Source organism: Shimia ponticola (genome assembly GCF_007995215.1).
In the GTDB taxonomy this organism is placed as follows: Bacteria; Pseudomonadota; Alphaproteobacteria; order Rhodobacterales; family Rhodobacteraceae; genus Shimia_B; species Shimia_B ponticola.
Map to the genome: position 1 here is coordinate 601,150 of NZ_VCDK01000003.1, position 25,850 is coordinate 626,999.

The window sequence follows — 25,850 nt, forward strand, 5'->3', positions numbered from 1 at the left end:
GAGACCTCCAAATTTTCAACGCGACTCCACTAAATTGCAATTTGCAAGTTGCATGTTGCTTGCATCTAAGTCAAGGCTTGATCCATGCACGATCATCCCCTGCCCATCCTGACAGTCGACGTGGTGCTGTTGTCGTTGCGCGATGGCGCGCTTCAGGTCGGTCTGACCCGGCGTGACAAGGACCCGTTCCAAGGCGAGTGGGCCTTGCCTGGCGGCTACATCCACACCGACACCGATGCTGACACGACGGCCACCGCACGACGGGTGGCGCGCGACAAGGCAGGGCTGCAAGACGTTTATTGCGAACAACTGGCCACGATCTCGGGCCCAGAGCGTGATCCGCGCGGATGGTCAGCCACGGTGGTGCATTATGCTTTGGTGCGCGGTGCTGTTCCGAAAGACAGCCCGCTCAAATGGCGTCCGGCGGCTGCGCCCGGCCCTTTGGCGTTCGATCATAATGGCCTGATTGCCGCAACGCTTGAACGGCTGCGCGGCAAGGGCGCCTATAGCAACCTGCCCGCCTTCTTTTTGCCGGCTGCCTTTACGCTCTCTGAATTGCGCAGCACCTATGAACAGGTCCTTGGGCAGCCGCTGAATGACGCCGCCTTCCGCCGCAAAATCGAGGAATCGGGTTTCGTAACCCCCCTGCCCGGTCAGCTCAGCAAGGCAACGGCGCGCCCAGCGCAACTCTATGAATTGACTGACACATCCCTCAAATTCAGCCACCGGCGCATCTAGGTCAAAGCCGCGCGCCCCCTTGAACGTGGGGCAGTCGTCATGCACATCTGAGTGATCCACCCATCCGCATTCGCAGCAAAGGAGACCCCGATGACCATTCAGGTTGGTTCTGATACTGCCAAAACGCGCCGTACACTGTCCGCAGGCGGCGCATCATTTGCCTATTATTCGATCCCAGCCGCGACCGAGGCCGGGCTAGGTGATTTCTCCCGCCTGCCAGCCGCGCTTAAGGTTGTTCTGGAAAACATGCTCCGGTTTGAGGATGGCGGCCGCACGGTCAGCGTGGACGACATCAAGGCTTTCGCCGAGTGGGCGGACAAAGGCGGCCAGAACCCGCGTGAGATCGCCTATCGCCCCGCCCGCGTGCTGATGCAGGACTTTACCGGCGTACCCGCCGTGGTGGACCTCGCCGCGATGCGGGACGGCATCAAGGCATTGGGCGGCGACCCGCAGAAGATCAATCCGCTGAACCCTGTTGACCTTGTGATCGACCACTCGGTCATGATCGACGAATTCGGAAATCCGCGTGCGTTCCAGATGAACGTGGATCGCGAATATGAACGCAACATGGAACGCTACACGTTCCTGAAATGGGGCCAATCCGCGTTCAACAACTTCCGTGTCGTGCCGCCCGGCACCGGCATCTGCCATCAAGTGAACCTCGAATACCTCTCGCAAACCGTGTGGACAGATCAGGATCAGAGCGGCGAAATGGTCGCCTATCCTGACACGCTTGTCGGGACCGACAGCCACACGACCATGGTCAACGGCGCAGCCGTCCTCGGATGGGGCGTCGGCGGGATCGAGGCCGAGGCCGCGATGCTGGGCCAGCCCATTTCGATGCTGATCCCCGAAGTCGTCGGCTTTGAGCTCACCGGCAAGATGGTCGAAGGCACGACCGGCACCGACCTTGTGCTAAAGGTCGTGGAAATGTTGCGCGAACGCGGCGTTGTCGGCAAATTCGTCGAATTCTACGGCGCTGGTCTCGACACCCTGCCACTCGCCGACCGGGCAACCATCGCCAATATGGCCCCGGAATACGGAGCGACCTGCGGCTTCTTCCCCATCGACAATGAGACCCTTCGCTACCTGCGCCAAACCGGCCGGGACGAAGACCGCATCGCATTGGTCGAAGCCTATGCCAAGGAAAACGGCTTCTGGCGCGGCGACGATTACGCGCCGATCTATACCGACACGCTTCACCTCGACATGGGCACAATCGTGCCAGCCATCTCGGGCCCCAAACGCCCGCAGGATTTCGTCGCCCTCACAGATGCCAAATCGGCGTTCACCCGCGAAATGGCAGAAACCTTCAAACGTCCGATGGACAAAGAGGTCGCCGTTGCGGGCGAGGATTACACCCTGTCCTCCGGCGACGTCGTCATCGCATCCATCACCTCCTGCACCAACACCTCAAACCCCTACGTGATGATCGGCGCAGGCCTTGTGGCGCGGAAAGCCCGCGAGTTGGGCCTCAACCGCAAACCTTGGGTCAAAACCTCGCTCGCTCCCGGCTCTCAGGTCGTCAGCGCCTATCTTGAGGCCGCAGATCTTCAGGATGACCTCGACGCCATCGGCTTCAACCTTGTGGGCTATGGCTGCACGACCTGCATCGGCAACTCGGGCCCGATTCAAAAGGAACTGTCAGACGCCATCGCAGAAGGTGATCTGGTCGCAACCTCGGTCTTGTCGGGGAACCGCAACTTCGAAGGTCGCATCTCGCCCGACGTGCGCGCGAACTATCTCGCGTCGCCGCCATTGGTCGTGGCATATGCGCTCGCAGGCACGATGGATATAGACCTGACAACCGAACCGCTGGCCCAAACCCCGGACGGCAAAGACGTCTACCTCAAGGACATCTGGCCCTCGCAACAGGAAATCGCGGAACTGGTCGAAAAGACCGTGACGCGTGCCGCCTTCCTCGAAAAATATGCCGAGGTCTTTACCGGTGACGAGAAATGGCAAGACGTCATGGTTCCTCAACAGGAAACCTACGACTGGCCCGCGACCTCGACCTACGTCCAGAACCCGCCTTACTTCCAAGGCATGACCATGGACACAAAAGAGATCGAAGATATCAAAGGCGCGCGGATTATGGCCCTGCTGGGTGACATGATCACCACCGACCACATCAGCCCTGCGGGATCGTTCAAGGAAAGCACCCCAGCAGGTCGCTACCTCACTGAACGGCAGGTGCCGCCGCGCGAATTCAACAGCTACGGGTCGCGCCGCGGCAACCATGAGATCATGATGCGCGGCACCTTCGCCAATATTCGCATCAAGAACGAGATGTTGGATGGCGTCGAAGGGGGCTACACGCTTGGCCCTGACGGGGAACAGACCTCGATCTACGAAGCGGCTATGGCGTTTCAGGAACAAGGTACGCCGCTTGTTGTCATCGGCGGAGAGCAATACGGCGCAGGCTCGTCGCGTGACTGGGCAGCCAAAGGCACAGCACTCCTTGGCGTGAAGGCCGTCATTGCAGAGTCATTTGAGCGCATTCACCGCTCAAACCTTGTCGGCATGGGCGTGATCCCATTTGAATTCACCGGCGGCGTCACCCGCAAAACTCTGGGCCTTGATGGGTCGGAAACCGTAGATATCCACGGGCTAGAAGGCGTCCAGCCTCTGCAAGAGGTCCCCGCCACCATAACCCGTACCGACGGCACGACCGAAGAGATCACCCTCAAATGCCGGATCGATACGGGCGTTGAAGTCGACTACATCGAAAACGGCGGCGTCCTGCACTACGTGCTGCGCAATCTGGCGAAAGAGCCTGTGGCGGCGGAATAGGCCGCATATTCTTCTTGCTGCAATAACTTCGGGGGTGTGGGGGCTGGCCCCCACTCCCACCTCGCAGGTAAATCAAGCTTTGGGATCGGTGTCCTGCTAAAACGGCAGCTGGACACCGGCTTCTTCGAGAACCGGCTTAATCTGCGCCTCATAGGTGCGCACCGTCACTGGTCCGGCGACACGGGCCAGAACGGTTCCGTCTCCGTCAAGCACATAGGTCTCAGGCACGCCGTACACGCCCCAATCGAGAGCGACGCGACCGGTGTCATCCTGCGCAATCGCCTCATAGGGATCGCCCAGTTCATCCAGAAACGCCAACGCCTTGTCAGGGGCATCCTTGTAATTGATGCCGTAGATTGGCACGCCCGCATCGGCCAGCGCTTGCAAATTCGGGTGTTCGACCCGGCACGGCGCACACCAGCTGGCCCAGTAGTTGACCAGCTTGACCTCGCCATCCGCAAACACCGCGTCGGTGAACGGAACCTTACCAGACAAAGGTGTCAGCGCCACAGGCGGGGCAGGTTGCCCGACCATGACCGAGGGCAGGTCATTCGGGTTTTCCCGCTGCATACCCATGTAGAACGTGACCGCCAGCGTCGCGAAAATGATCGGCGGCGCAACCATCAGCCAGTTACGCATCCATAGCCTCCTTGCCTGCGCGCGCTTCGGCCGCGTCCAGTTCGGCTTTCACCCGCCGCGCGCGCATCACAGTCCACAGGATGATCACAGCGAGCAGAAGCAGCGACACTGCGTAAGCCGCCGTCACCTCGACCGCGTATTTCCCAAGTTCAGGCATCATGCCATCTGCTCCCGCCGGATCAGCACACCCAGACGCCTCGCCCGAACTTCTGCCCGCGCCCGCACCAGCGTCAGCGCCAGAAACAGGAAAAAGAACCCGGCCATCGAGACCGCCAGCGGGATGAAATAGATATCATCCACAGACCGTTCGCCCGTTACCACAGGAACCGACGTGCCCTGGTGCAAGCCTTGGTTCCAAAACTGAACGGCGTAACGGCTCAGCACCGCAAAGACCGATCCGACCATGGCCAGAATGGATGTCAGGTCGGCAGCTAGGTCCTGATCAGACACAGACTCCCACAGGGCAATGTAGCCCATGTAGAACAGGCACAGGATCAGGAACGATGTCAGACGCGGGTCCCAGACCCACCAGGTCCCCCACATCGGCTGCCCCCAAATCGCGCCCGTCGCCAACGCAATCAGCGTCATGGTCAGACCAATAGGCGCCGCCGCCTTGGCCACCAGCGCGCTGACGTGATGCCGCCGGATCAGCCAGATCAGCGAGGCCACAAACATGAGGAAATACCCGTTGATCGCCATCAGCGCCGACGGCACGTGCAGGTATATGATCTTAACCGTCGATCCCATGCGGAAATCGTCACCGGTAAAGAAATATCCCCAGACCAGACCCAGAACCGTCAAACCGATCCCAAGGCCCCAGATCAATGGCAGCGCCTTGCCGGTCCAGCCCATGAAGGCGCGCGGATTTGCATATTCCCAAATTGACATGTGTCCGATGTAACCGCGCTTCGCGAAACAGAAAAGGGGGCTTACCGAAGTGTGACCTTTAGCGCCGCAGCGCCTGCAAATGGTAGCGCTGCAATCGCGCCGAGGCTGAGTGCCGCCAGCAGGATCAGCGGCGTTTCATAGGCCAACCCTGCCGCCCCGCGCCGCGCAGCTTCCGCCCCCAAGATCAACGTCGGCACGTAGAGCGGCAACACCAGCAGCGACAAGAGCAAACCACCTCTCTTGATCCCCACGGTCAGCGCCGCACCAAATGTCCCGATCAGCGACAGCGCAGGCGTGCCCAAAAGCAGCGACAGGCCGAGCGGCCAATACCCACCGGGCGCAAGATTGAGCAATACACCCAGAGCCGGGGCCAATACTGTCAGAACCGCCCCTGTGGTGATCCAATGCACCGCCGCCTTGGCCATCACAACACTTTCCAGCGGCAGGCCAGATAGCGCCAGTTGCTCCAGCGTGCCATCTTCCCAATCCAGCGCAAAGACGCGGTCCAGTGTCAGCAGCGCCGCCAGAAGCGCTCCAATCCAAAGGATGCCCACTGCCACGATCTGCAACTTACCCTGATCAGGTCCAACCGCGAACGGGGTCAACACGACAACAACAAAGAAAAACGCGAGGCCAAGGCCAAAGCCTCCGCCCGATCGCAGCGCAAGCGCAAGGTCCCGCCGCAACACCGCAATCATTCCAGCGCCTCGCCAAAGGCTTCAAGGGTCGCTACCTCTGCGGTGGCCCGGAATGGCGTTAAATCCAGCCGCCCGGTCTCCATCGGCAACGGCACATGCGACGTCAGGATCGCCATGCCACCCTGTTTGAGATGTGCGGCGACCGCATCCGCCAGCATCCCCTGCGCGGTGCTATCCAGTGACACAGTGGGTTCGTCCAAAAGCCACAGGGGTCGACCGGACAAGACCAGCCGTGCGAGGCCACAGCGACGTTTTTGTCCGGCGCTGAGCGTTCCACCAAGCCGCCCCCGCAGACCGCCCAAATCAAACGCCTCGATCGCGTCCTCAACATCCCGTCCACGATAGACCCGCGCCCAGAACCGCAGGTTTTCTTCGACGCTCAGAGTCGCCTTCACCCCATCAGAATGCGCCGCATAGGCAACTATCTCGGGATCAGGCAAGCCCTGCCCGCCCAGAGAGGGCTGCAAGCCAGCAACGGTGCGCAGCAACGTGGTCTTGCCCAACCCATTCGGCCCGCTCAGTGCCACCGCCTGACCCGGTGCGACACTCAGAGACACACCATGCAACAACGGCACACCCCCGCGGGCAACGGTCAGATTGGTGATGGCAACAGCGTCCAAGAGACTTAGACCGGCAACACGGCCAAGCCGATCCGGCGACCTTCACCCAATAGCACGTTGAATGTGCGGCAAGCCGTTGGAGTTGCCATGACCTCAACCCCTATCCCGGCGTCTTCCAAGGCTGCACGCAAAGGCGCAGGCGCATAGGCTATCTCTGGTCCGGTTCCCAGAAACAGCACGTCGATATCGTCAGCGGCCGCCAGAATAAGCTCAAGGTCATCCGTCCCGCCCCAAGCAGTCGCCCCAGATGGCAACAGCAGCATCGGACCTTGAACGACCTCTCCTGCGACGCGGAAAAAACCGTCGCCATAACCCTCGACATGGGGGCTGGAATAGCTGGTCACTTCGTTGAACTGCATCTGTCTACTCCCAAATCGGCAGGCCCAGCGCGATGGCCGCCGCTATGATCCCATAGGCTACCGTGCGGTATACCCGTTCGCTGCCCGGAGTGAACAGTTTTTGACCCAGAACTGTTCCCAACCCATAGGCCGGCAGCAGGATCATACCCAGCCAGATCGCCGCCCCGGTCAAAACGCCCTGCAAGGCCATAAGCGGCAGCAAAAGGATGCTGGTCACGGTGAGAAAGACAATCGTATTCGCTCGGCTGCGCCCTGCACCATCCGCCGATGACAGTTGAAAGAGCACCACAATCGGCCCCATCAAGCCGGTCAGCCCCCCAACCAGCCCGGTCGCCGCACCAATCCCCAACCTAGCAGGGGTCGTTGCGTCCGTTTGCCTGCGCCAGCCTGCGATCAAGGCCAGGAGCGTGACGGTTGTCACCCCAAGCACCAACCAACGCACAAGCGTCACATCAAAATTGGCCAGTCCGTAGAGCCCAATCGAGGCAGTTACAGAGGCCGCAATAATCAGCTGTACAGTCGCAGGCCGGTCGCATTCACGCCACGCCCTTGGCACCACGGTAAAAAGAGAAATCACAGCCGAAACCGAAAACGCCGCGACAGCCAGCGGTGGCTCCAGAAAAACCACCGCGACCGGCATGAATATCAGCGCCGCTCCAAAGCCCGCAAAGCCATAGACCACACCGGCAACAAACGTGACCAGCACCACCCAGACGAGCCCCGGCACCATCAGCGCCGTGGCAAGCCCGTCAGGCATCGATGTCGCCAAACCGTGTGCCTGCGCTTGGGTCTTTCTTGGACCAATCACGCTTCACGCCCAAAAAGAGCAGGATCGCAGACGCCACAAAGATCGACGAATAGGTCCCGACAATCACACCCCAGATCATCGCAAAGACGAACCCGCGGATCACGTCACCGCCCAGCACAAAGAGCGAAATCAACGCCAAGAGCGTCGTGACCGAGGTCATCATCGTCCGGCTCAGCGTCTCGTTGATCGAGATGTTCAGAACTTCGTTCAGCGGCTTTTTCTTGTACTTACGCAGGTTCTCACGGACCCGGTCGAACACAACCACCGTGTCGTTAAGCGAATAGCCCACGATGGTCAAAAGCGCCGCGATGATGGCGAGGTCGAACTTGATCTGCAATTCGCTGAAGATGCCGATAGTCAGGATCACGTCGTGAACCAACGCGGCCACCGCACCCAGCGCAAACTGCCACTCAAACCGCAACCAGATGTAGATAAGAACCGCGCCGATGGCCAAAACCACCGCCAGCGCCGCCGTCTGGATCAGCTCGCCTGATACCTTCGGCCCAACGCTTTCCACGCTGGGAAAGGGCAGCTTGAGGCCCGGATCAACGGCTGCCAAAGCATCTGCCACGTCATTGATGACAGCGGGCGACACAGCCTCGCCGCCTTCTTGGGCTTGAATACGGATTTGGGCGACGTTCTGATCCGGGCCGAAGGTCGGATCGAATACCTCAGAGATCGCCACATCGCCCAACTCAAGCGCCGCCAGCGCCTCGCGATAGGCGGCCACATCGACAGGCTGCGTGCTTTCGGTCCGGATGGTCGTCCCACCGCGGAAGTCGATGCCGAAGTTCAGCCCTTGAAAGAGGAAGGACGCAAAGGCGACGACCATCAGCAAAGCCGAAATGCCCAGCCACAGCTTCCACTTGGCAAAGAAATCAATCGACGTCTGTTTGGGAACCAGTCTCAGTCGCATGGATCAGACCTCAATCGTTTTCGGGCGTTTGCGCTCGAACCACATCACGACCATCACACGCGTCACGAAGATCGCCGTGAAGACAGACGTGATGATCCCCAGCCCCAGAGTAATCGCAAACCCGCGCACTGGACCCGAGCCCATCGCATAGAGGATCAGCGCCGTGATGAACGTGGTGATGTTGGCGTCGACAATGGCGCTCAGCGCCTTTTCATAGCCCAGATCAATCGCCCGCGCCGGGCCTTTGGCTGTCTTCAGCTCTTCGCGGATGCGTTCGAACACCAGCACGTTGGCATCCACCGCCATACCAATCGTCAGAACGATCCCCGCGATCCCCGGCAGTGTCAGCGTCGCGCCGACAAGGCTGAGCAAGCCAAAAATCAAACCGACGTTGATGATCAGCGCAATGTTCGCGAAGATCCCGAACAGGCCATAGCTCAACGCCATAAACACGAGGATCGCCGCAAAGGCCACGATACAGGCAATGGTCCCTGCGTCGATGCTGTCTTGCCCTAGGTCTGGACCAATTGTCCGTTCCTCAAGGAACTCCAGCCCCGCAGGCAGCGACCCCGCCCGCAGCAGGATCGACAAGTTGGTACTTTCGACCACGTCAAAGTCACCGGTGATCTGCCCCGACCCGCCGCGAATGGCGGTCTGGATGACGGGCGCGCTGATCACCTCACCGTCCAGCACGATGGCAAAGGGTGATCCGACATTCTCAGCCGTGTAATCGCCAAACTTGCGCGCGCCTGACGTGTTGAAACGGAAATCCACCGCAGGCCGTCCGTTTTGGTCAAACGACGGCTGCGCGTTCACAAGGTCCTCGCCTGTCACGACAGGCGTTCGCTCCAGCACGTAGAACGCCGAAAACCCGTCAATCGACGGCAAAATCTCATTGCCCGGTCCGGGGTTTGTTTCGCCATTCTCGGTGCGCGTGACAACGGGTTGGAAGGTCAAAAGCGCAGGTTTCCCGATCAGTTCCTTGACCTCTTGCGCCGACCCAATACCCGGCACCTGGATCAAAACCCGATCCGCGCCTTGGCGCTGAATGGTGGGTTCGCGCGTGCCCGCCTCATCAATCCGGCGGCGTACGATTTCCAGCGTCTGCGCCATGGTGCGCTGGTCGGTCGCCTGACGTTCCGCCTCGGACAGAGACACGATCAGGTCGGTCCCGTCGCTTGTCACTTCAATGTCGTTTTCCAAGGCACCCGTCAGCGATTGCACAGGATTGGCCAACCCGCGCGCAACCTCCATGGCCCGCGCCATGTTCTCCGGCTGCGAAATCCGCACGCGCAGCTCATTCCCGCTGGAGGGCTGCAACCGAATGGTGCCAATGGTGTCCCGCTCAGGCCGCAACGCATCGCGCAACTCGGGCCAGAAGCCTTCGAGCCGCGTCTCGTAAACCTCTTCGAGCTTCACCTCAGCCAGCAGATGCGCCCCGCCCCGCAGGTCAAGACCAAGGTTCACGAGGCTAGACGGCAGGTACGATGGCCAAAGCCCCGCATCCGCGGTGTTTTCATCGGTCACAAACCCCGCCTCGATCCGCGCCTCGGCATCGTTCGAGCGCTCGACGCGGTCGTAAAACCCATTCGGCAAAGCCAGGATCAGACCCAGCGCACAGGCGGCCCAGATCAGGACCCGTTTCCAGGCGGGGATCTGAAGCATTACTTGCCCTTCGCGGGTTCGGTTTTGTTCAGGACCTGCGCGATAGTGTTTTGCACGACTCGCACTTTGACACCTTCGGCCAGTTCGACCTCGATCTCATTGTCCTCTTTCACCTTGGCGACCTTGCCAATCAGCCCACCCTGAGTGACCACCTGATCGCCCCGGCGCAGTTCTTCGACCATCTTGGCATGGGCTTTCATCTTTTGCTGCTGCGGGCGGAACACCAGCAGATAGAAAATCGCGATGATCAGGATTGGAAACAGCAGCTGTCCAAAGGCTTCCATTGGGCGTCCTCGTCTAGGTCGGGGTCTTGGTTTGGATGGCAGTTAACGATGGGGGGCGGCGAAGGCAAGGAATGGTGGGGGAAAAGGTGGGTTTTTGGGTTGTTTGAAGCGCTGAACGCAGGCCCCGACCGAGGGTGGGGGTGAAGCCCCCGCCCGTGGGGGCGGTCGGGGGCTGCGCGATGGTTCCCATCGCGCGGTGCGCTTGATCGAAGCGAGGGCAAAGCGCCAACTCACAAGAGAGGGCCGGTTCGGGCGCGGCCCGGTGGTCCCCACCGGGCAAGACACCCGAACAAACGCAACACAAAACCCACCGCAGTCCCGGACCCCGATCCGGGACCTCACACCCCACACACCACCACTTGCCGACCCCACCCACACGCGTAGGCTGAGTGCATGGATTCGTTTAACGATTGGCTCACGTCCTGGGCAAACACACCCTCCCTCTGGATCATGGCAGGCTTCGCCGCCCTCTTCGGGCTCACGCTCCTGATCCTGCAATCGGTCAAACCAACACCCCGGCGCAAAGTCATCGACGCCAACTGGCTCGGCAAAAACTACCCCTTCGTCGTGTTCGGAGCCGTCGCCACCCTCCTCGCCGCCGCCACCACGTTCTACCTCTTCGAGATGGGCCTAATCGTAGGTCGCGCAGTAAACATCTTGGGAGACGAGATCGCTGACGGTGAAATCGAACCCGAAGACTTCCGCAACTACGCCTACGGCATCGCGGCTTTCGTCGGCGTTCTCGCTGCGTCCGCAACTCTATTTTTCCAACCAATTCGCCTGTGGCTAAACGAACGAAGTGCCCAAACTGCCGAACAAGGAATGATTACTGACCGCATTAACAAAGCTGTAGAGGGGCTTGGTGCGGAGAAAACAATCAAGGTAGCTCGGACGCAAGATGGCCAAGAACAACCGGCGGCTGAAATGAGCGTACCTAACCTAGAAGTGCGGATCGGATCATTGTTCTCCTTGGAGCGGATAGCCAAAGATAGCCTAAGAGACCACGTTCAAATCATGGAAATGATCAGTGCGTATGTACGGTCCAATGCATCCTTACCCGACACAAAGAACGCCTCGGACAGTCCACCATCAAGACCAGACATCCAAACGGCCGTTAGAGTAATGGGGCGTCGGAGTCCTCAACAGATTGAAACTGAGCGGGTTCAATCGTTTTACCTCGATCTAAGTTACTCGTATCTGGGCAACCTTGATTTCAGCCTGGGGAACTTCGAAGGAGCGAGCTTTCTTGGCAGTAACCTTTGCTACGCATCGTTCTATAAATCGAACCTCGCGCGGTCATCGTTTCATTCATGTTACTTGTTCGGCTCTGTTTTTGGTCAGTCCGACTTGTCCAACGCGCGCATTTCGCACTGTGATGTGACACTTGCACATTTCGCAGGTGCATCTGTCCAGGGTCTATTCACAGATGGGACGGACATGACAATGGCGGCTAGCCCCGTAGAAGTTAGCGAAAGCTTGCCAGGCATGGAAAACGACCGCACAAATTAAGCAAACCCCGCACCCCCATGTGCGCCAGTCGTGTATGTATGGACTGTGCATGGGTTGTGCATCACTTGCGCCCCCACCGTAGGGTGCGCACTGCGCACCATCACCCCACAGGTTAACACACCGCCCCTTCCCCCCTGCGCACCAATCCGCTATCGCTCCGCGCAACATCAAAGGAGGCCAAGATGCACGACATCAAACTGATCCGCGACAACCCGGCTGCGTTCGACGCAGCACTGTCTCGCCGTGGGGATGCGCCTGTGTCGTCGGACCTTTTGGCCATGGATGAAGCGCGCCGAGCGGCGATCCTTGCCGCTGAAACCGCGCAGGCGGATGCCAACAAGGCCGCCAAGGAAGTCGGTGCCGCCAAGGGGCGTGGGGATGAGGATGAATTCCAACGCCTCCGCGCGCTTGTCTCTGAAAAGAAAGCGGAAATCGCCGCGCTGAATGATGAGGCCAAGGCACTGGATGCCAAGCTGACCGATGCGCTCGCCCGGATCGCGAACCTGCCTTATGACGATGTCCCCGAGGGTGCAGACGAAAACGATAACGTCGAAGTCAATCGCTGGGGCACGCCGCGCGACTTCGGATTCACACCCAAAGAGCATTTCGACATCGCAGGCGTCGCCGCGTCCATGGACTTTGAAACCGCCGCCAAAATCTCTGGCAGCCGCTTTGTCCTTTTGTCCGGTGCTGTCGCCCGCGTCCACCGCGCCTTGGCGCAGTTCATGCTCGACACCCACGTGACCGACAACGGCATGACCGAAGTGAACCCACCCGTGCTCGTCCGGGACGAGGCGATGTATGGCACGGATAAGCTGCCGAAATTTGGTGAAGACAGCTACCGCACCGAAGAGGGCATGTGGCTGATCCCAACCTCTGAGGTGCCGCTGACCTATATCGCCGCAAACCACGTGATCGAGGAAAGCTACCTGCCCCGCCGCTACACCGCGCATTCTCTGTGTTTCCGGTCCGAAGCCGGCTCCGCGGGTCGCGATACCTCTGGCATGCTGCGCCAGCACCAGTTCGAAAAAGTCGAGATGGTGTCGATCACCCATCCGGATCATTCCGAGGCCGAACAGAAACGCATGCTGCGCTGCGCCGAGGACATCCTGGAACGGCTTGAAATCCCTTACAGAACCGTCGTTCTGTGCACGGGCGACATGGGCTTTGGCGCACGCCGCACCTATGACATCGAAGCCTGGTTGCCTGGCCAAGACACCTTCCGCGAAATCAGCTCGGTCTCGACGACAGGTGATTTTCAGGCCCGCCGCATGAATGCTCGCTTCAAACCGACCGAGGGCGGCAAGCCGCAATTTGTCCATACGTTGAACGGATCGGGCCTTGCCGTCGGGCGTTGCCTCATCGCCGTTTTGGAAAACGGTCAGCACGAGGACGGCTCCGTCACCTTGCCCGCAACGCTTGCGCCTTATCTTGGTGGCAAGACAATGATCACCGCCGAGGGAACCTTGGCGTAACGCCGGGGTTTCCCATACATGCGCGCATATTTGACGGCTCTTGCCACCCTCGCCTTCGTGACCTCGCCCTTTTGGTCGGGGTCGTTTTCCGGGTTTTCAGCCGGGCAGACCCCCATTGAACAAACCAACCCGCCGATTCAGCCTGCGGGCTATGCGTTTTCGATTTGGGGCGTGATTTACATCTGGCTGGTGGTGTCTGCCTCCTTTGGCGTCTGGAAACGCCGCGAAGACCCAGCATGGGACGCCGCGCGCCCTGCGCTGATCGCCTCGCTCGCCTTCGGAACACCATGGCTCTGGATCGCGCAGAACTCGGTGATCTGGGCGACCGTTTTCATCTGGGGCATGTTGATAACCGCGCTTTGGGCATTGTACCGCGCGCCCAAGTCTGACGGCCCTTGGTTTGCGTGGCCGATCGGCCTTTATGCCGGATGGCTGACTGCTGCCTCATTCGTCGCGCTGGCGGTCTTGCTGGCGGGCTATGGGATCGGGCCGGACGCCACGACATGGGCCATGATCGGCATTCCCGTGGCCGCTATTGTGGCACTGAGTGCGCTCTGGGCCACAGGGTCTATCCCCTACGCCGCCGCTGTGATCTGGGCGCTGGTCGCGATCACAGTCAAAAACGCGGATGATCTTATCACCGTCGCGGCCCTTGCCGGTGGCAGTGCAGCACTCCTTGCGATTGCTGCGTTTCTGCGCAGCCGTCGCCCTGCCATCGCGTCCTGATCCCATGGCCACATCACCCAAACCCACACTCGAAGTCCGCGCCGCGAACCGACAAGACATCCCCGGCATCGTCGCCTTGTCCAAGCGCGTCTATACCGAGGAACCACCTTACACCGCAGGCATGATCTCTGGACAGGTCAACGCGTTTCCCGGCGGGAATTTCGTCGTGCTTTATGATGGCGAGATCGTCGGCTATGCCGCCTCGACGGTGCTTCGCGAAGCCACGGTCATGGCCCTGCATACATGGAATACCGTGACCGGTGGTGGCTACGGCAGCTTGCACAATGCCAATGGAGATTGGCTTTATGGGGTTGAGGTCATGGTCGACCCGGCGCGCCGTCGTCTCCGGATCGGCAACCGTCTTTATCAGGCGCGTGAGCGGCTTTGCACCGATCTGGGCCTCAAGGGCATTGCGTTTGGGGGCCGCATCCCCGGCTTCCGCCGCAATCGCGCGAAGTTCCCCACGGCTGACGCCTATGTTGAGGCCGTGAAATCCGGCGACCTACGTGACCCGGTGCTGAGTTTCCAGATGAAACAAGGGTTCGAGGTCATACGCGCCCTGCCCGGCTATGCGCCCGATGACCTGCCATCCGGTGGGCATGCCGCGCTGATGGCCTGGCGCAACCCGAACTATGCCGAGATCATCGAAGACCAACCCGTGACGCGCCCTGACCCGGTGACGGTCCGGGTCGCAGCGGTCCAAATGGACGCCCGTACGATCACCAAACCGGAAGAGTTTTACCACAGTGTCGACTACTTCGCGCGCGTGGCATCCGACTATGGCGCAGACTTCGTGGTTTTCCCGGAATATGTGTCACTGCAGCTTTTGTCCTGCGAAAAGCCGCGCGCGCCGTCGGATGCGATCCAAAGGATGGTCGAGCATACCGACGAGTTCACCAAGCGCCTGAAACAAATGGCGATATCTCGCAATATCAACATCATCGGTGGCTCGCACCCGACCCAGACGCCGGACGGTGATATGCGCAACACCTGCTACGTGTTCCTACGCGATGGCGCGGTGCATGCTCAGGAAAAGCTGCATCCAACGCCTGACGAGCGCAGCGCATGGGCCATCACGGGCGGCGATGTCATCGACGTGATCGACACCGATTGCGGCCCGATTGGCGTGACGATCTGTTATGACTGTGAGTTCCCGGAGGTCGTGCGCAGGCTTGCCGACGAGGGCGCGCGCATCCTGTTCGTGCCTTACAACACGGACACGCGGCATGGGCATCTGCGTGTAAGGTATTGCGCCCAGGCGCGCGCGATTGAAAACCAGATGTACGTGGTCACCGCGGGAATGGTTGGCAACCTCGACAATGTATCAAACATCGACATCCAATATGCGCACTCCGCCATCCTCACCCCCTGCGATTTCCCCTTTGCACGAGATGGAATCGCCGCCGAAGCGAGCGAGAATGTCGAGATGATCACCGTGGCCGATCTGGACCTGTCGCAGATCCATTGGGCGCGGGCGCACGGGTCGGTGCGGAACCTGCGCGACAGACGGACGGATTTGTACCGGACGCGTTGGAGTGATGGGGGCTAGGCTTATCCGCGCGGAACAGCTGCTCTAGCTGCCTGCGCATCGCCTCCGGCCCCGCGATCCACTGCGTCGGTGTTCATTTACTCAGCAGGCACCACACCGCTCGCGCTGCGCATGTCCTGCATCAACGGTGGGAAAGGCACCATCCGGCTGTTCGGCTCATCATAAAGCTTCCATCGCAGGCATTTGATCGCCTCCCACAAACCGATCTTGGTGCTCTCGATTAGACCTGCCGCTTCGAGGTCCTGATGGCAGCGCTTAATATGATAGCTGGGAATGTTGGCGTTCAGGTGGTGCAGGTCGTGATACGCGATGTTGAACGTCATGAAGTCAAAGAACCAACCGAAGTTGAGGACAGAAGACCCTTTCAAAGCGGCGGTCTCAAAATCCATATCGGGCCGACGACCCCATTCGATATGCTCGAAATTATGCACCACGTAGGGGATCAACACGCCCAGCGTGCAGCCGATATAAATCGCGCCAAGAAGCACACCAAGCCCGAGCCAACCGGCCCATAGATACACGCCAAAGAAATACGCCGCGATCATAAGATCGTGCAGGATAACGTCCCAAATGCCCGTCTTGAAGGCGTGTTTCGGGAACCGGCGCAGCACCATGTACATCAGGAACGGCCCGGTAAAGACCAACGTGAAGGCGCTGCGATACAGACGGTACTGCAGCTTTTTCCAAAGCGGCGCGGTCTCATATTCGGCCACCGTCATCACATGGATTTCAAAGGCGTCACGATGATCTAGATCACTCACGTAGGCGTGGTGCCGATTATGGGCGTATTTCGTGGCCTGATAAGGCGTCAACGCAATGGGTGATAACAGGGTGCCGACGACATCATTCAACCGACGACTGGAAAACAGCGTTCCGTGAATGCAGTCGTGTTGCAGCATGTAAATCCGCACGCCGGTTGCCGCGATCACCAGCATCAGTGGAGCGGTGATCCACCAATTTGGCGCAAATGCGATCGCGCCGTATACGGCGGCGCAATAGGCCGCGACGGTCCAAACCAACTCAATCGTCGCGATCCGATCGTCGCGATCTGTATATTGCCTGCAAAACTCTCTGATAGTCATAAGTGTCCCGGAAAAAGAAATGTGTATCAATAAACTGACGACCAAAAGCTAGCCGTCAGCACACTGATAAATCAAGACAATTTCCGAAAGGCGCCCTAAATCCGGCCCACACCCTAAGCCAAGGAGCCCCTATTGGCCCGGCGGGTTGCCACGCCCCTTGATATGTTTGCGCAAACGCGATGGGGTCGATTTCTTTTTGTCCTTGTAGGGATTGGCATCCCCCTGCCCGCGCATCGTCAACCGGATCGGGGTCCCCGGCATGTCAAAGTCATCGCGCAGCCCGTTGATCAGGTAGCGGTTGTAGCTGTCCGGCATCTTGTCGGGCGCCGAACACATCACGACAAACCCCGGCGGGCGCGTTTTGGCCTGCGTGGCATAGCGCAATTTGATCCGGCGGCCCGCAGGCGCAGGCGGCGGGTGCGCTTCGATCATGGCAGTAAGCCAGCGGTTCAAGGCAGCCGTCGGCACACGGCGGTTCCAAACATCATAGGCCCGGATCACAGCCGCCTGCAGACGGTCGAGACCCCGCCCGGTTTTGGCTGACACTGTGATCAACGGCGCGCCGCGCAGCTGCGGCAGAAGCCTGTCAAAGGCCTCTTTCAAATCGCGGAGCTTTTCCTGTTTGTGGGGTTCGACGTCCCATTTGTTGACGGCCACCACGACGGCGCGTCCTTCGCGTTCGGCTAGGTCCGCAATGCGCAGATCCTGTTGCTCAAACGGGATCGCCGCATCGAGCAGGACAATCACAACCTCTGCAAATTTCACGGCACGCAGGCCGTCACTGACCGACAGCTTCTCAAGCTTTTCCTGCACCTTGGCCCGCTTGCGCATGCCAGCGGTGTCGAAAATGCGGACCGGGATGTTGCCCTCGTCAGAGGCCCATTCCATGGTCAATGAGATCGCGTCACGCGTGATTCCAGCCTCTGGTCCGGTCAACAAACGGTCTTCGCCGAGCATCTTGTTGATAAGCGTCGATTTGCCCGCATTGGGCCGTCCGATGACAGCCACCTGAAGCGGCCGTCCGCGAGTGACCAGAGATGCCTCTTCTTCAAGGTCAGCGTCGATGACAGGCGCTTCTTCCTCATCGCGACCTTTGAAGAGGTCCTCGAATGGGGTCAGAGCAGCGGCAAGGTCAGCCATCCCTTCACCATGTTCGGCGGAAATTGGTACGGGCTCGCCAAGACCCAGAGAGTAGGCCTCCAGCATACCCTCTTCTCCCGCATGGCCTTCGGCCTTGTTTGTGACAAGGATCACGTGCTCGGCGCGCTTGCGCAGGATATCGGCAAACATTTCGTCCGAGGCCGTGATGCCGGCGCGTGCGTCCACCATGAACAGGCAAACGTCTGCCATATCGACGGCGCGCTCTGTCAGGCGGCGCATGCGTCCCTGCAGGCTGTCGTCGGTCGCGTCTTCGAGACCGGCGGTGTCGATTACGGTGAATTTCAGGTGGCCAAGCCGCGCCTGACCTTCGCGCAGGTCACGCGTCACGCCGGGCTGGTCATCAACCAGCGCCTGCTTGCGCCCGATGAGGCGGTTGAAAAGTGTGGATTTGCCCACATTGGGCCTGCCCACAATGGCCAGCGAAAAGGTCATGGGTGTCCTCGGAACGGATAGACCGGCTCCGTTACATCATCAAAGGCTCAACGGAAAGCCAAGAGTTGTCCACGCTTGGAAACCACATAAAGCGTGCCACCAGCCACAGCAGGTGCAGAGGCCGCCCCGCCCTGAATTGGCAGGGTCTGTACGAGACTGCCACTTGCCGGATCAAAAGCCCGCAAAAGCCCGTCCGTCGAAGCCAGCCACAACTGACCACCGGCCAAGACGGGGCCGTAATGCGCAAAGATGGCGCGCTTCCTGCGGTCTCGATCAGAGGTGAAGAACGGCAACTCACGCTGCCAAGCAATCGCCCCGGTGTCGCGGTCCAGACGCGTCAGTTTATTGTCATCGCTGACTGCAAAGAGCGCGGTTCCGGCAACGACAGGCACGCCATATGCACCGATATTCGCAGTCCAGCGCCGCTCGCCTGTGCGTAGATCAAGAGCGACCATGCGCCCCGACGGGTTCGCCGTGTAGACGGTCTCGCCTGCGATCACAGGGTCGGAGGCGATATCGCTGATCTGGCCAAGAGCCGTGCCTTTACGGCTGCCGAGCACGGCCGCATTCCAAAGGCGCACGCCGCCCTGACGGAATGTGCCGACCAATTCGGCAGACGGGAACGGGAATACAGCCATCGTGTCGTTGACCGCCACGCCCGGTCCGCCCAAGAGATTCGATCCGCTGGGGGTTCCGATCACCTGCCAATCAATCCGACCGCTATCGGCATTGATCGCCCATGCGATGCTGTCGCGGGCGGCAAGATAGACGCGGCCATCGAAATAGGTTGGCGCAGCACCGCCGAAGGCATCGAGGTCCTGTGTCCAGATTTCACCGCCGCTGGCCGGGTCGAGCGCGACAACCTCACCAAAACCGGTGGTGGCAAAAACCATGTCATTGCCAAAGGCCAGACCGCCGCCGCCACCTTGCGCGGCGCGTTCTATAGACGGTGTGAGATCAACGGACCAAATCCGCTCACCCGCAGTGTTGGTCGCAGAAACGGTGCTGGTGCTGTCCATGGTGTAGATCAGGCCACCGGCAATAATTGGCTCCGCCGTGATGCGGTTGCGGCGACTGTCGCCGTCTCCGATGCGCGTTGACCAGACCTGGGCCGGAGTTTTCGACAACGCCGCATGTGGCATCAAGTGCGAGGCTGATCCAGCGCGATGGGTCCAATTGGCATTTTGGGTGACACTGGGCAAACGCACGGGCGTTGCGGCAACCTGAGCAGCTTGCTCGGCAATGATGGCATCTTTCGAAGGACCGATGCGCACCTCTTCGCGCGGACCGACCAGTGCAGGGTCCTGTTCGGCACAGGCAGCGAGCAAACCCGCCAATCCCAGTATCAGACCAGTACGATGGCCCAGCTTCTTTAGCCCATCCAGATACGTTGCCACCGCTTGATCCGCCTGCTTATTATTGGCCGTTGGCCAAATCGTTAGCATCGAACGGCAGATTTGCCAACTCGGGCGTCGCGCCAAGTGCGGTGATCAACTGAACCAGCCTTTGGCGTTGCACACCGCTTGTTTCCGCATCCTGCAGCAGCGCTTGCAAATCGGCCACGGCAGCGTCGGTGCCTTCGGTCGCAATCTTGTCCAGCGCAATCATTTCCAGAGCCACCGTCCGGTATGGGCCACCGGGCCGGGACAGGAATTGCAAGGTCAGCGCGCGGTCGGGGTCATCTGAAGGCCCGATCAAAAGCGCCTTGATAGAGGCGAGATCGGCGTAGATCGCATCGTTCTCTGCGTTTTCCGCAATCGCCTGCAGGGTCTCGACGGCCGCAGCGACATCTTCTGCTGCTTCGAATTGGGCCGCTGCCAACAGGCCAGTCACGACGCTTTCGGGACCAGAAATCGCGGCGAGGGTCTGCGCGCTTTCAGCCGGGTCAGATACCTCAAGCGCGGCCGTAATTGCATCGCCCTTGGCTTGGGCTGCGGCTGCGGTCGTGGCCTTGCGGTATTCATTATAGGCGGTGCCACCCACGATGCCTGCCACGACCAATGCCGCGATCCACCCGTACTTGCGCAGGGCGTCTTTCATGCGGTCGCGGCGCAGTTCCTCATCAACCTCGCTGATGAAGCTGTCGGTATTGCTCATTGGGGCCTCCACACCAGTTGCGGCTTGATACAGCGACTTTCCAAAGGAGGGCAAGACACCCCGAAATGCATCAAATTAGGCGCAGATGGCTGTAACCTGCGCTTTGATGTCAACATTCCCTCGCGAAACCTTGAAGCGCTTTGGTGTACGCCCTATTCTGAACTCATCGGTTTAGTGCGCCCTTTTCACAGGGCAGCTGCTCCGCAGAAGAATTTATGACAAAAGGTTTCCCGGTCATGCGCCTCCTTCCGATCCTGACCGCCGTTCTGGTTTGTGGATTTCTCTACATGCTGGTTTTCGAGCGTGAGACGCTCCGCAATCTGGGCTCCAGCCCCGCTGAGGCGGCGATGGCCGAGCCGACGGCAGAACCCGGCGCGGATGAAGTCGCCACCGAAGCAACTGAGATTTCGGATACCCCGCGTGTCCGCGTCGTCGCCGTGAATTCGACCGCTCAGGATATCGACAACGCAGTCAAGGTCCGTGGCCGGACAGAAGCCGCGCGGCAGGTGGACGTGCGCGCCGAGACAACCGGCCTCGTCACGTCCGAGCCGCTTCGGCGCGGCGCGATCGTCTCGCAAGACCAATTGTTGTGCGAACTCGACCCTGGCACGCGCTCTGCTTCATTGGCCGAAGCCCGCGCGCGCCTATCCGAGGCCCGTGCCCGCGTTCCTGAAAGCGAGGCGCGCGTGATCGAAGCGCAAGCCCGGCTGGAAGAAGCCCTGATCAATGACAACGCGGCATCCCGCTTGTCCGAAGGTGGTTTTGCTTCGGAAACCCGCGTGGCGTCGACCAAGGCCACGGTGCAATCCGCACGTGCAGCGCTGCAATCCGCGCAATCCGGGCTAAGCTCAACGCAAGCCGGGATCGAAAGCGCGGCTGCGTCTGTGGCTGCTGCCGAAAAGGAAATCGAGCGTCTGGAAATGCACGCGCCGTTCGGTGGTCTCTTGGAAAGCGACACAGCCGAATTGGGTGCGCTTCTGCAAACAGGCGCTCTTTGTGCCACGATCATCCAGCTTGATCCAATCAAGCTGGTTGGGTTCATCCCCGAGATCGATGTCGACCGGGTCGAAGTCGGCGCACGCGCCGGCGCACAATTGGTTTCTGGCCGTCAGGTTCAGGGCGAAGTGACTTTCCTGTCCCGCTCGGCAGATGAAACCACCCGCACTTTCCGCGTCGAGGTCGAGGTCCAAAACGATGATCTGTCGATCCGCGATGGTCAGACGGTCGAAATCCTGATCGCCGCCGAAGGCACCAAGGCACATAAGCTGCCGGGGTCTGCATTGACGCTGGATGATGGGGGCAATCTGGGCGTTCGGATCGCCGATACAGATGATTTGGCACAATTTGTGCCTGTCACATTGCTGCGCGATACGCCCGATGGCGTCTTGGTCAGCGGCCTGCCCGAGACCGCGCGCGTCATCACCGTGGGTCAGGAATACGTCACGGACGGCGTTCCCGTCGATGTGACGCTTGAGGAGGCGCAATAACATGACGGGTATCGTCGATTGGGCCGCATCACGCGCCCGTATGGTCATGGCATTCATCCTGCTGTCCCTTGTGGTCGGCGGGTTTGCCTATGTGTCGCTGCCCAAAGAAGGCGAACCGGATATCGATATCCCGGCTGTCGTCGTGTCGATGCCATTCCAAGGCATTTCCGCTGAAGACAGTGAAAAACTACTGGTCAAGCCGATGGAGGCAGAGCTTGCCTCGCTCGACGGGCTTGAAAGCATGAGCTCCACCGCCGTGGACGGCTACGCCAATATCGTGCTCGAATTCGAATTCGGGTGGGACAAATCTCAAACGCTCGCTGATGTGCGCGACGCGATGCAAAAGGCCGAAGCGAATTTCCCAAGCGGTGGCGATGCCTACACCATCGAAGAGATCAACTTTTCCGAATTCCCAATCCTGATTGTATCCCTGTCCGGGGCCGTGCCGGAGCGCACGCTTTTGCGTGTCGCCAAGGACCTGCAGGACCGGATTGAAAGCATGGATGCCGTGCTTGAGGCGTCGCTTGCGGGCCACCGCGACGAGATGCTTGAGGTGATCATCGACCCGCTCAAGCTTGAGGCCTACAACGTCACCGCGGGCGAATTGATCAACGTCGTAGTCAACAACAACCAGCTGATCCCGGCTGGTGCGGTGGATACCGACACGTCTTCTTTTGCCGTCAAAATTCCATCCTCCTTTGATGAGCCTACAGACGTCTTCGATCTGCCGGTCAAAACGAATGGCGACCGGGTCGTCACGCTCGGTGATATTGCCGACATACGCCTGACGTTTCAGGACCGCGAAGGCACCGCCCGGTTTGATACTGTCAACACGGTCGCGCTTCAGGTCGTCAAACGTAAAGGCTTTAACCTGATCGACACCTCCGCCGAGGTCCGCACCTTGGTCGAATCTGTACAGGAAACGTGGCCGCAAGAGTTGCGCGACAGCGTTGATGTGACGATTTCCAACGACCAAAGCCGCGTTGTGGCGTCCATGGTCAGCCAGCTTGAAGGCTCGGTGCTGACAGCCATCGCGCTTGTGATGATCGTGGTGCTCGCTGCGCTTGGCACCCGCCCTGCCCTGCTTGTGGGTTTTGCGATCCCGACGTCGTTCCTGCTCTGCTTTGCCTTCCTCGCCGTCATGGGGATCACGATTTCTAACATCGTGATGTTCGGCCTGATCCTTGCGGTTGGTATGTTGGTGGATGGGGCCATTGTTGTTGTCGAATACGCCGACAAGCGTATCCGCGAAGGGGCCGGCCCGATGGAGGCCTATACCGACGCCGCAAAACGCATGTTCTGGCCCATCGTGTCGTCCACGGCGACAACCCTTTGTGCATTTCTGCCCATGTTGTTCTGGCCGGGCGTGCCAGGTGAGTTCATGGGGATGTTGCCTGTCACATTGATCTTTGTTTTGTCCGCGTCTTTGGTCGTCGCGCTGGTTTATCTGCCGGTTCTGGGCGGCGTGACAGGACGTGTCAGCCGCACCATTGTGAACATTTCCGAAGCATTGCGCCGTGCCCTGCCGTGGGTGATCCGCGTGCTTTTGGTGCCACCGGCCATCATGGTGATGTTCATCGGCGCGATGCAGACCATCAACCCATCCTACCTGATGGGTCCGGATGCAGGTGCCACCGGCTATCTTGCCGGAGCGGTCCTATTCGTTCTGGGCTGCATCCTGACGTCTATCGTCATGGGCGCCGCAGAAATCCGTCGTCGGGAAAGGCGCGTCTATTCGGGCCACCGCCGGACCGGGTTCGGGATGTTCATCAAGTTCATCGCGGGCAATCCGATCATGCCGATTGTGGTCTTGGTCGGCGTCGTGATGATCGTCATCAACGTGTTCTCCTACTTTGGCGAGAACAATAACGGTGTCGAATTCTTTGTGGCGACTGAACCCGAGCAAGCCATCGTCTACGTGCGGGCACGCGGGAACCTGTCGCTTGAAGAAAAGGATCGTCTGCTGCGTCAGGCAGAAGAGGTCATTGTTGCCCATCCGGCGGTGGACTCGACCTTCTCCTTTGCGGGCGCAGGCGGCCTGAACTCGAACACAGGCGGTGCCTCAGGGCCATTGGACACGATTGGTCAGGCTCAGATCGAATTGATCCCTTGGGAAAACCGTCCCGTGGACACAGAGATCACCCGACTGTTGGGTGTTGTGCCATTCGAGACCGCTCAGGTTGACCCACGGTTTGATGGCGACCGCGTTTTGAACGAATTGGAAACCGAACTGCGCATGATCCCGGGCATTCAGGTCGAAATCCTGAACCTCGCCATGGGTCCGGCCAGCGGCAAACCCGTTCATTTGCGCATGAAGGGCGACAGTCTGTCGGTCATCGAAGAAGCCGTGTCGGTGGCCCGGACAAAGTTTGAATCCACCGCAGGATTGATCGACATCGAAGACAACCTGCCCCTACCCGGCATCGATTGGCAGATCGACGTGGATGTGGAACAGGCAGGCCGTTACGGCGCCGACGTGGCAACCGTGGGCGGTATGGTGCAGCTTGTGACGCGCGGCATCCTCTTGGACACGATGCGCGTCGACAGTTCCGACGAAGAAATCGAAATCCGCGTCCGCTTTCCAGAAGATGCGCGTGTTCTTTCGACGCTAGACACCTTGAAGGTCCGCACGCCACAGGGGTTGGTTCCACTGTCGAACTTTATCAGCCGCGAGCCTGTCCCGCGCTTGGGTCAGATCAACCGCGTCGATCAAAAACGCTACTATGATCTCAAGGCCGACGTAGCGCCAAACCTGGTCAAATTCACCGCGCTGGATGGTGTTGTTCTTGGATACGGCACGCCCGATCCAGCAGGGGAATTTACGCTTCGGGGTGAGACCTATCGGTTGATCTCTGAAGGGACGTCTTCGCAACCCGCCGATCTGAACCGGGTCTATGACACCTTGATCGCAGACGTGGAAGAGACCCTGCCCTCTGCGCTGAATGACATGCCAAGTCGCGAACAGTTCACACGTGATTTCGCCGAGGGGCTTTCGAACCTGCCTGATGACTTTGGCGTCGGTGCGATCCCGGTCACAGCCAATGAACGTATCGAAACCCTGAACGAGTGGCTTGCCACGAACCCGCTGCCCGTTGGCATAGAATTCGAGTGGACCGGCGATCAGGAAGACCAAGAAGAGTCGGGCGCGTTCCTGCAGAATGCCTTCGCCGGGGCCCTCGGCCTGATGTTCATCATTCTGCTGGCGCAGTTCAATAGCTTCTACAATGCGACGCTGGTCTTGCTGGCCGTGGTCTTGTCGACGACCGGGGTCCTGATTGGGATGCTGGTTATGAACCAGCCGTTTTCGATCATCATGACCGGGACAGGCATCGTCGCGCTTGCGGGGATTGTCGTGAACAACAACATCGTTTTGATCGACACCTTCCAGGAATACAGCCGCTACATGCCAAGGATCGAAGCCATCGTGCGCACCGCCGAGGCCCGTATTCGTCCTGTTCTGTTGACGACGATCACGACGATGGCGGGGCTGGCGCCGATGATGTTTGGTCTCTCGCTCGATTTCATCGGGGGTGGTTACACCATCGAAAGCCCGACATCTCTGTGGTGGATCCAGTTGGCCACTGCCGTGGTTTGGGGACTGGGCGTGGCGACCATGCTGACGCTGGTCTTTACGCCGTCGATGCTCGCCCTGCGCGTTTGGGCCACGACCTATGTGATCTGGTTCGCAAACTTTCTCGGTCGCATGGGATCACGCCGGACCAGTCGCATTGCGCGTGATTTCGCCCTGAAGCGCGAAGCCCGCAGGGTGAAGAATCCAGAGATCATCTGGGAAGACACGCCGCCACCAGCGGCGACACCCGCAGAATAATTGGAAAGGCCCGGTTCACGACCGGGCCTTTTCCTTTGGTCCAAATAGGCGTGATTTTTTCCGGCTTGAGACGGCCACCTCTCAAGGTCGTGGAG

Annotated in this window: 22 protein-coding genes; 8 read left to right on the forward strand and 14 right to left on the reverse strand. The window is 59.7% G+C overall.

What is annotated here, in order from left to right; translation table 11 throughout:
- The first annotated feature begins 84 nt into the window (after positions 1 to 84).
- Both FE702_RS06295 and acnA read left to right on the forward strand, forming a co-directional pair.
- The gene (locus FE702_RS06295; protein WP_147125406.1) at positions 85 to 738 is read left to right on the forward strand and encodes an NUDIX hydrolase; all 654 of its coding nucleotides are present in this window, start codon (positions 85 to 87) and stop codon (positions 736 to 738) included.
- A gap of 90 nt (positions 739 to 828) precedes the next feature.
- Positions 829 to 3,531, forward strand: a complete 2,703-nt coding sequence (gene acnA / locus FE702_RS06300) for an aconitate hydratase AcnA (protein ID WP_147125407.1) — start codon at positions 829 to 831, stop codon at positions 3,529 to 3,531.
- Positions 3,532 to 3,627: 96 nt separating this feature from the next.
- On the opposite strand, the gene FE702_RS06305 is transcribed toward acnA, so the two are convergent.
- From FE702_RS06305 to yajC, 10 genes are read right to left on the reverse strand one after another with little or no spacing between them, the layout of a single operon-like run.
- Complete coding sequence (locus tag FE702_RS06305; protein ID WP_147125408.1) at positions 3,628 to 4,170, reverse strand: DsbE family thiol:disulfide interchange protein; 543 nt, start codon at positions 4,168 to 4,170, stop codon at positions 3,628 to 3,630.
- On the reverse strand, positions 4,163 to 4,330 hold the full coding sequence (gene ccmD / locus FE702_RS06310) for a heme exporter protein CcmD (RefSeq protein WP_186827000.1): 168 nt from the start codon (positions 4,328 to 4,330) through the stop codon (positions 4,163 to 4,165). Before ccmD ends, FE702_RS06305 begins: the two co-directional genes overlap by 8 nt.
- Positions 4,327 to 5,058 (reverse strand): heme ABC transporter permease CcmC, encoded by a 732-nt coding sequence (gene ccmC / locus FE702_RS06315; protein ID WP_147125409.1) that lies wholly within the window; start codon positions 5,056 to 5,058, stop codon positions 4,327 to 4,329. Before ccmC ends, ccmD begins: the two co-directional genes overlap by 4 nt.
- A 41-nt stretch (positions 5,059 to 5,099) precedes the next feature.
- Positions 5,100 to 5,756, reverse strand: coding sequence for a heme exporter protein CcmB (ccmB, locus tag FE702_RS06320; protein WP_147125410.1), 657 nt, complete (start codon positions 5,754 to 5,756; stop codon positions 5,100 to 5,102).
- Positions 5,753 to 6,376, reverse strand: a complete 624-nt coding sequence (gene ccmA, locus FE702_RS06325; protein ID WP_147125411.1) for a heme ABC exporter ATP-binding protein CcmA — start codon at positions 6,374 to 6,376, stop codon at positions 5,753 to 5,755. The genes ccmB and ccmA overlap by 4 nt, the downstream gene beginning before the upstream one ends.
- A gap of 5 nt (positions 6,377 to 6,381) precedes the next feature.
- A complete protein-coding gene (locus tag FE702_RS06330) occupies positions 6,382 to 6,735 on the reverse strand; it encodes an Mth938-like domain-containing protein (protein WP_147125412.1) in 354 nt (117 codons plus the stop codon).
- A gap of 4 nt (positions 6,736 to 6,739) precedes the next feature.
- The gene (locus FE702_RS06335; protein ID WP_147125413.1) at positions 6,740 to 7,492 is read right to left on the reverse strand and encodes a sulfite exporter TauE/SafE family protein; all 753 of its coding nucleotides are present in this window, start codon (positions 7,490 to 7,492) and stop codon (positions 6,740 to 6,742) included.
- Positions 7,485 to 8,459 (reverse strand): protein translocase subunit SecF, encoded by a 975-nt coding sequence (gene secF, locus FE702_RS18865; RefSeq protein ID WP_255449600.1) that lies wholly within the window; start codon positions 8,457 to 8,459, stop codon positions 7,485 to 7,487. The genes FE702_RS06335 and secF overlap by 8 nt, the downstream gene beginning before the upstream one ends.
- Positions 8,460 to 8,462: 3 nt before the next feature.
- Complete coding sequence (secD, locus tag FE702_RS18870) at positions 8,463 to 10,124, reverse strand: protein translocase subunit SecD (protein WP_255449601.1); 1,662 nt, start codon at positions 10,122 to 10,124, stop codon at positions 8,463 to 8,465.
- Entirely contained in the window at positions 10,124 to 10,408 is a 285-nt protein-coding gene (yajC, locus tag FE702_RS06345) for a preprotein translocase subunit YajC (RefSeq protein ID WP_147125414.1), read from the reverse strand. Before yajC ends, secD begins: the two co-directional genes overlap by 1 nt.
- 393 nt (positions 10,409 to 10,801) lie before the next feature.
- Between yajC and FE702_RS06350 the strand changes: the two genes are divergently transcribed.
- The 4 genes from FE702_RS06350 (at position 10,802) to FE702_RS06365 (ending at position 15,667) form a co-directional block, all read left to right on the forward strand.
- Positions 10,802 to 11,917, forward strand: coding sequence for a pentapeptide repeat-containing protein (locus FE702_RS06350; RefSeq protein WP_147125415.1), 1,116 nt, complete (start codon positions 10,802 to 10,804; stop codon positions 11,915 to 11,917).
- A gap of 182 nt (positions 11,918 to 12,099) precedes the next feature.
- Positions 12,100 to 13,392: a serine--tRNA ligase gene (serS, locus tag FE702_RS06355; RefSeq protein ID WP_147125416.1), complete on the forward strand. Its 1,293-nt coding sequence runs from the start codon at positions 12,100 to 12,102 to the stop codon at positions 13,390 to 13,392.
- 18 nt (positions 13,393 to 13,410) lie between these two features.
- A complete protein-coding gene (locus tag FE702_RS06360) occupies positions 13,411 to 14,118 on the forward strand; it encodes a tryptophan-rich sensory protein (RefSeq protein WP_147125417.1) in 708 nt (235 codons plus the stop codon).
- A 4-nt stretch (positions 14,119 to 14,122) separates the two neighbouring features.
- Positions 14,123 to 15,667, forward strand: coding sequence for a GNAT family N-acetyltransferase (locus FE702_RS06365; protein ID WP_147125418.1), 1,545 nt, complete (start codon positions 14,123 to 14,125; stop codon positions 15,665 to 15,667).
- Positions 15,668 to 15,744: 77 nt separating this feature from the next.
- Here the strand turns inward: FE702_RS06365 and FE702_RS06370 are convergent, their stop codons facing one another.
- From FE702_RS06370 to FE702_RS06385, 4 genes are all read right to left on the reverse strand, one after another.
- On the reverse strand, positions 15,745 to 16,749 hold the full coding sequence (locus FE702_RS06370) for a fatty acid desaturase (RefSeq protein WP_147125419.1): 1,005 nt from the start codon (positions 16,747 to 16,749) through the stop codon (positions 15,745 to 15,747).
- 129 nt (positions 16,750 to 16,878) lie between these two features.
- A complete protein-coding gene (gene der / locus FE702_RS06375) occupies positions 16,879 to 18,342 on the reverse strand; it encodes a ribosome biogenesis GTPase Der (RefSeq protein ID WP_147125420.1) in 1,464 nt (487 codons plus the stop codon).
- Between the two features lie 47 nt (positions 18,343 to 18,389).
- Positions 18,390 to 19,787 carry a PQQ-like beta-propeller repeat protein gene (locus tag FE702_RS06380; protein WP_147125421.1) on the reverse strand — a complete coding sequence of 466 codons (1,398 nt, stop codon included), beginning with the start codon at positions 19,785 to 19,787 and terminating at the stop codon, positions 18,390 to 18,392.
- Positions 19,759 to 20,439 carry a hypothetical protein gene (locus FE702_RS06385; RefSeq protein WP_147125422.1) on the reverse strand — a complete coding sequence of 227 codons (681 nt, stop codon included), beginning with the start codon at positions 20,437 to 20,439 and terminating at the stop codon, positions 19,759 to 19,761. The genes FE702_RS06380 and FE702_RS06385 overlap by 29 nt, the downstream gene beginning before the upstream one ends.
- Positions 20,440 to 20,675: 236 nt before the next feature.
- On the opposite strand from FE702_RS06385, the gene FE702_RS06390 reads away from it, so the two are divergent.
- Together FE702_RS06390 and FE702_RS06395 are read left to right on the forward strand one after the other, a co-directional pair.
- Positions 20,676 to 21,926 (forward strand): efflux RND transporter periplasmic adaptor subunit, encoded by a 1,251-nt coding sequence (locus FE702_RS06390; RefSeq protein ID WP_147126145.1) that lies wholly within the window; start codon positions 20,676 to 20,678, stop codon positions 21,924 to 21,926.
- 1 nt (position 21,927) lies between these two features.
- Complete coding sequence (locus tag FE702_RS06395) at positions 21,928 to 25,755, forward strand: efflux RND transporter permease subunit (protein WP_147125423.1); 3,828 nt, start codon at positions 21,928 to 21,930, stop codon at positions 25,753 to 25,755.
- The last annotated feature ends 95 nt before the right edge of the window (positions 25,756 to 25,850 follow it).

Coding starts and splice junctions, on each gene's coding strand:
- FE702_RS06295 (WP_147125406.1), top strand. CDS start 85: ATGCACGATCATCCCCTGCCCATCCTGACAGTCGACGTGGTGCTGTTG.
- acnA (WP_147125407.1), top strand. CDS start 829: ATGACCATTCAGGTTGGTTCTGATACTGCCAAAACGCGCCGTACACTG.
- FE702_RS06305 (WP_147125408.1), bottom strand. CDS start 4,170: ATGCGTAACTGGCTGATGGTTGCGCCGCCGATCATTTTCGCGACGCTG.
- ccmD (WP_186827000.1), bottom strand. CDS start 4,330: ATGATGCCTGAACTTGGGAAATACGCGGTCGAGGTGACGGCGGCTTAC.
- ccmC (WP_147125409.1), bottom strand. CDS start 5,058: ATGTCAATTTGGGAATATGCAAATCCGCGCGCCTTCATGGGCTGGACC.
- ccmB (WP_147125410.1), bottom strand. CDS start 5,756: ATGATTGCGGTGTTGCGGCGGGACCTTGCGCTTGCGCTGCGATCGGGC.
- FE702_RS06330 (WP_147125412.1), bottom strand. CDS start 6,735: ATGCAGTTCAACGAAGTGACCAGCTATTCCAGCCCCCATGTCGAGGGT.
- FE702_RS06335 (WP_147125413.1), bottom strand. CDS start 7,492: ATGCCTGACGGGCTTGCCACGGCGCTGATGGTGCCGGGGCTCGTCTGG.
- secF (WP_255449600.1), bottom strand. CDS start 8,459: ATGCGACTGAGACTGGTTCCCAAACAGACGTCGATTGATTTCTTTGCC.
- secD (WP_255449601.1), bottom strand. CDS start 10,124: ATGCTTCAGATCCCCGCCTGGAAACGGGTCCTGATCTGGGCCGCCTGT.
- yajC (WP_147125414.1), bottom strand. CDS start 10,408: ATGGAAGCCTTTGGACAGCTGCTGTTTCCAATCCTGATCATCGCGATT.
- FE702_RS06350 (WP_147125415.1), top strand. CDS start 10,802: ATGGATTCGTTTAACGATTGGCTCACGTCCTGGGCAAACACACCCTCC.
- serS (WP_147125416.1), top strand. CDS start 12,100: ATGCACGACATCAAACTGATCCGCGACAACCCGGCTGCGTTCGACGCA.
- FE702_RS06360 (WP_147125417.1), top strand. CDS start 13,411: ATGCGCGCATATTTGACGGCTCTTGCCACCCTCGCCTTCGTGACCTCG.
- FE702_RS06365 (WP_147125418.1), top strand. CDS start 14,123: ATGGCCACATCACCCAAACCCACACTCGAAGTCCGCGCCGCGAACCGA.
- FE702_RS06370 (WP_147125419.1), bottom strand. CDS start 16,749: ATGACTATCAGAGAGTTTTGCAGGCAATATACAGATCGCGACGATCGG.
- der (WP_147125420.1), bottom strand. CDS start 18,342: ATGACCTTTTCGCTGGCCATTGTGGGCAGGCCCAATGTGGGCAAATCC.
- FE702_RS06380 (WP_147125421.1), bottom strand. CDS start 19,787: ATGCTAACGATTTGGCCAACGGCCAATAATAAGCAGGCGGATCAAGCG.
- FE702_RS06385 (WP_147125422.1), bottom strand. CDS start 20,439: ATGAGCAATACCGACAGCTTCATCAGCGAGGTTGATGAGGAACTGCGC.
- FE702_RS06390 (WP_147126145.1), top strand. CDS start 20,676: ATGCGCCTCCTTCCGATCCTGACCGCCGTTCTGGTTTGTGGATTTCTC.
- FE702_RS06395 (WP_147125423.1), top strand. CDS start 21,928: ATGACGGGTATCGTCGATTGGGCCGCATCACGCGCCCGTATGGTCATG.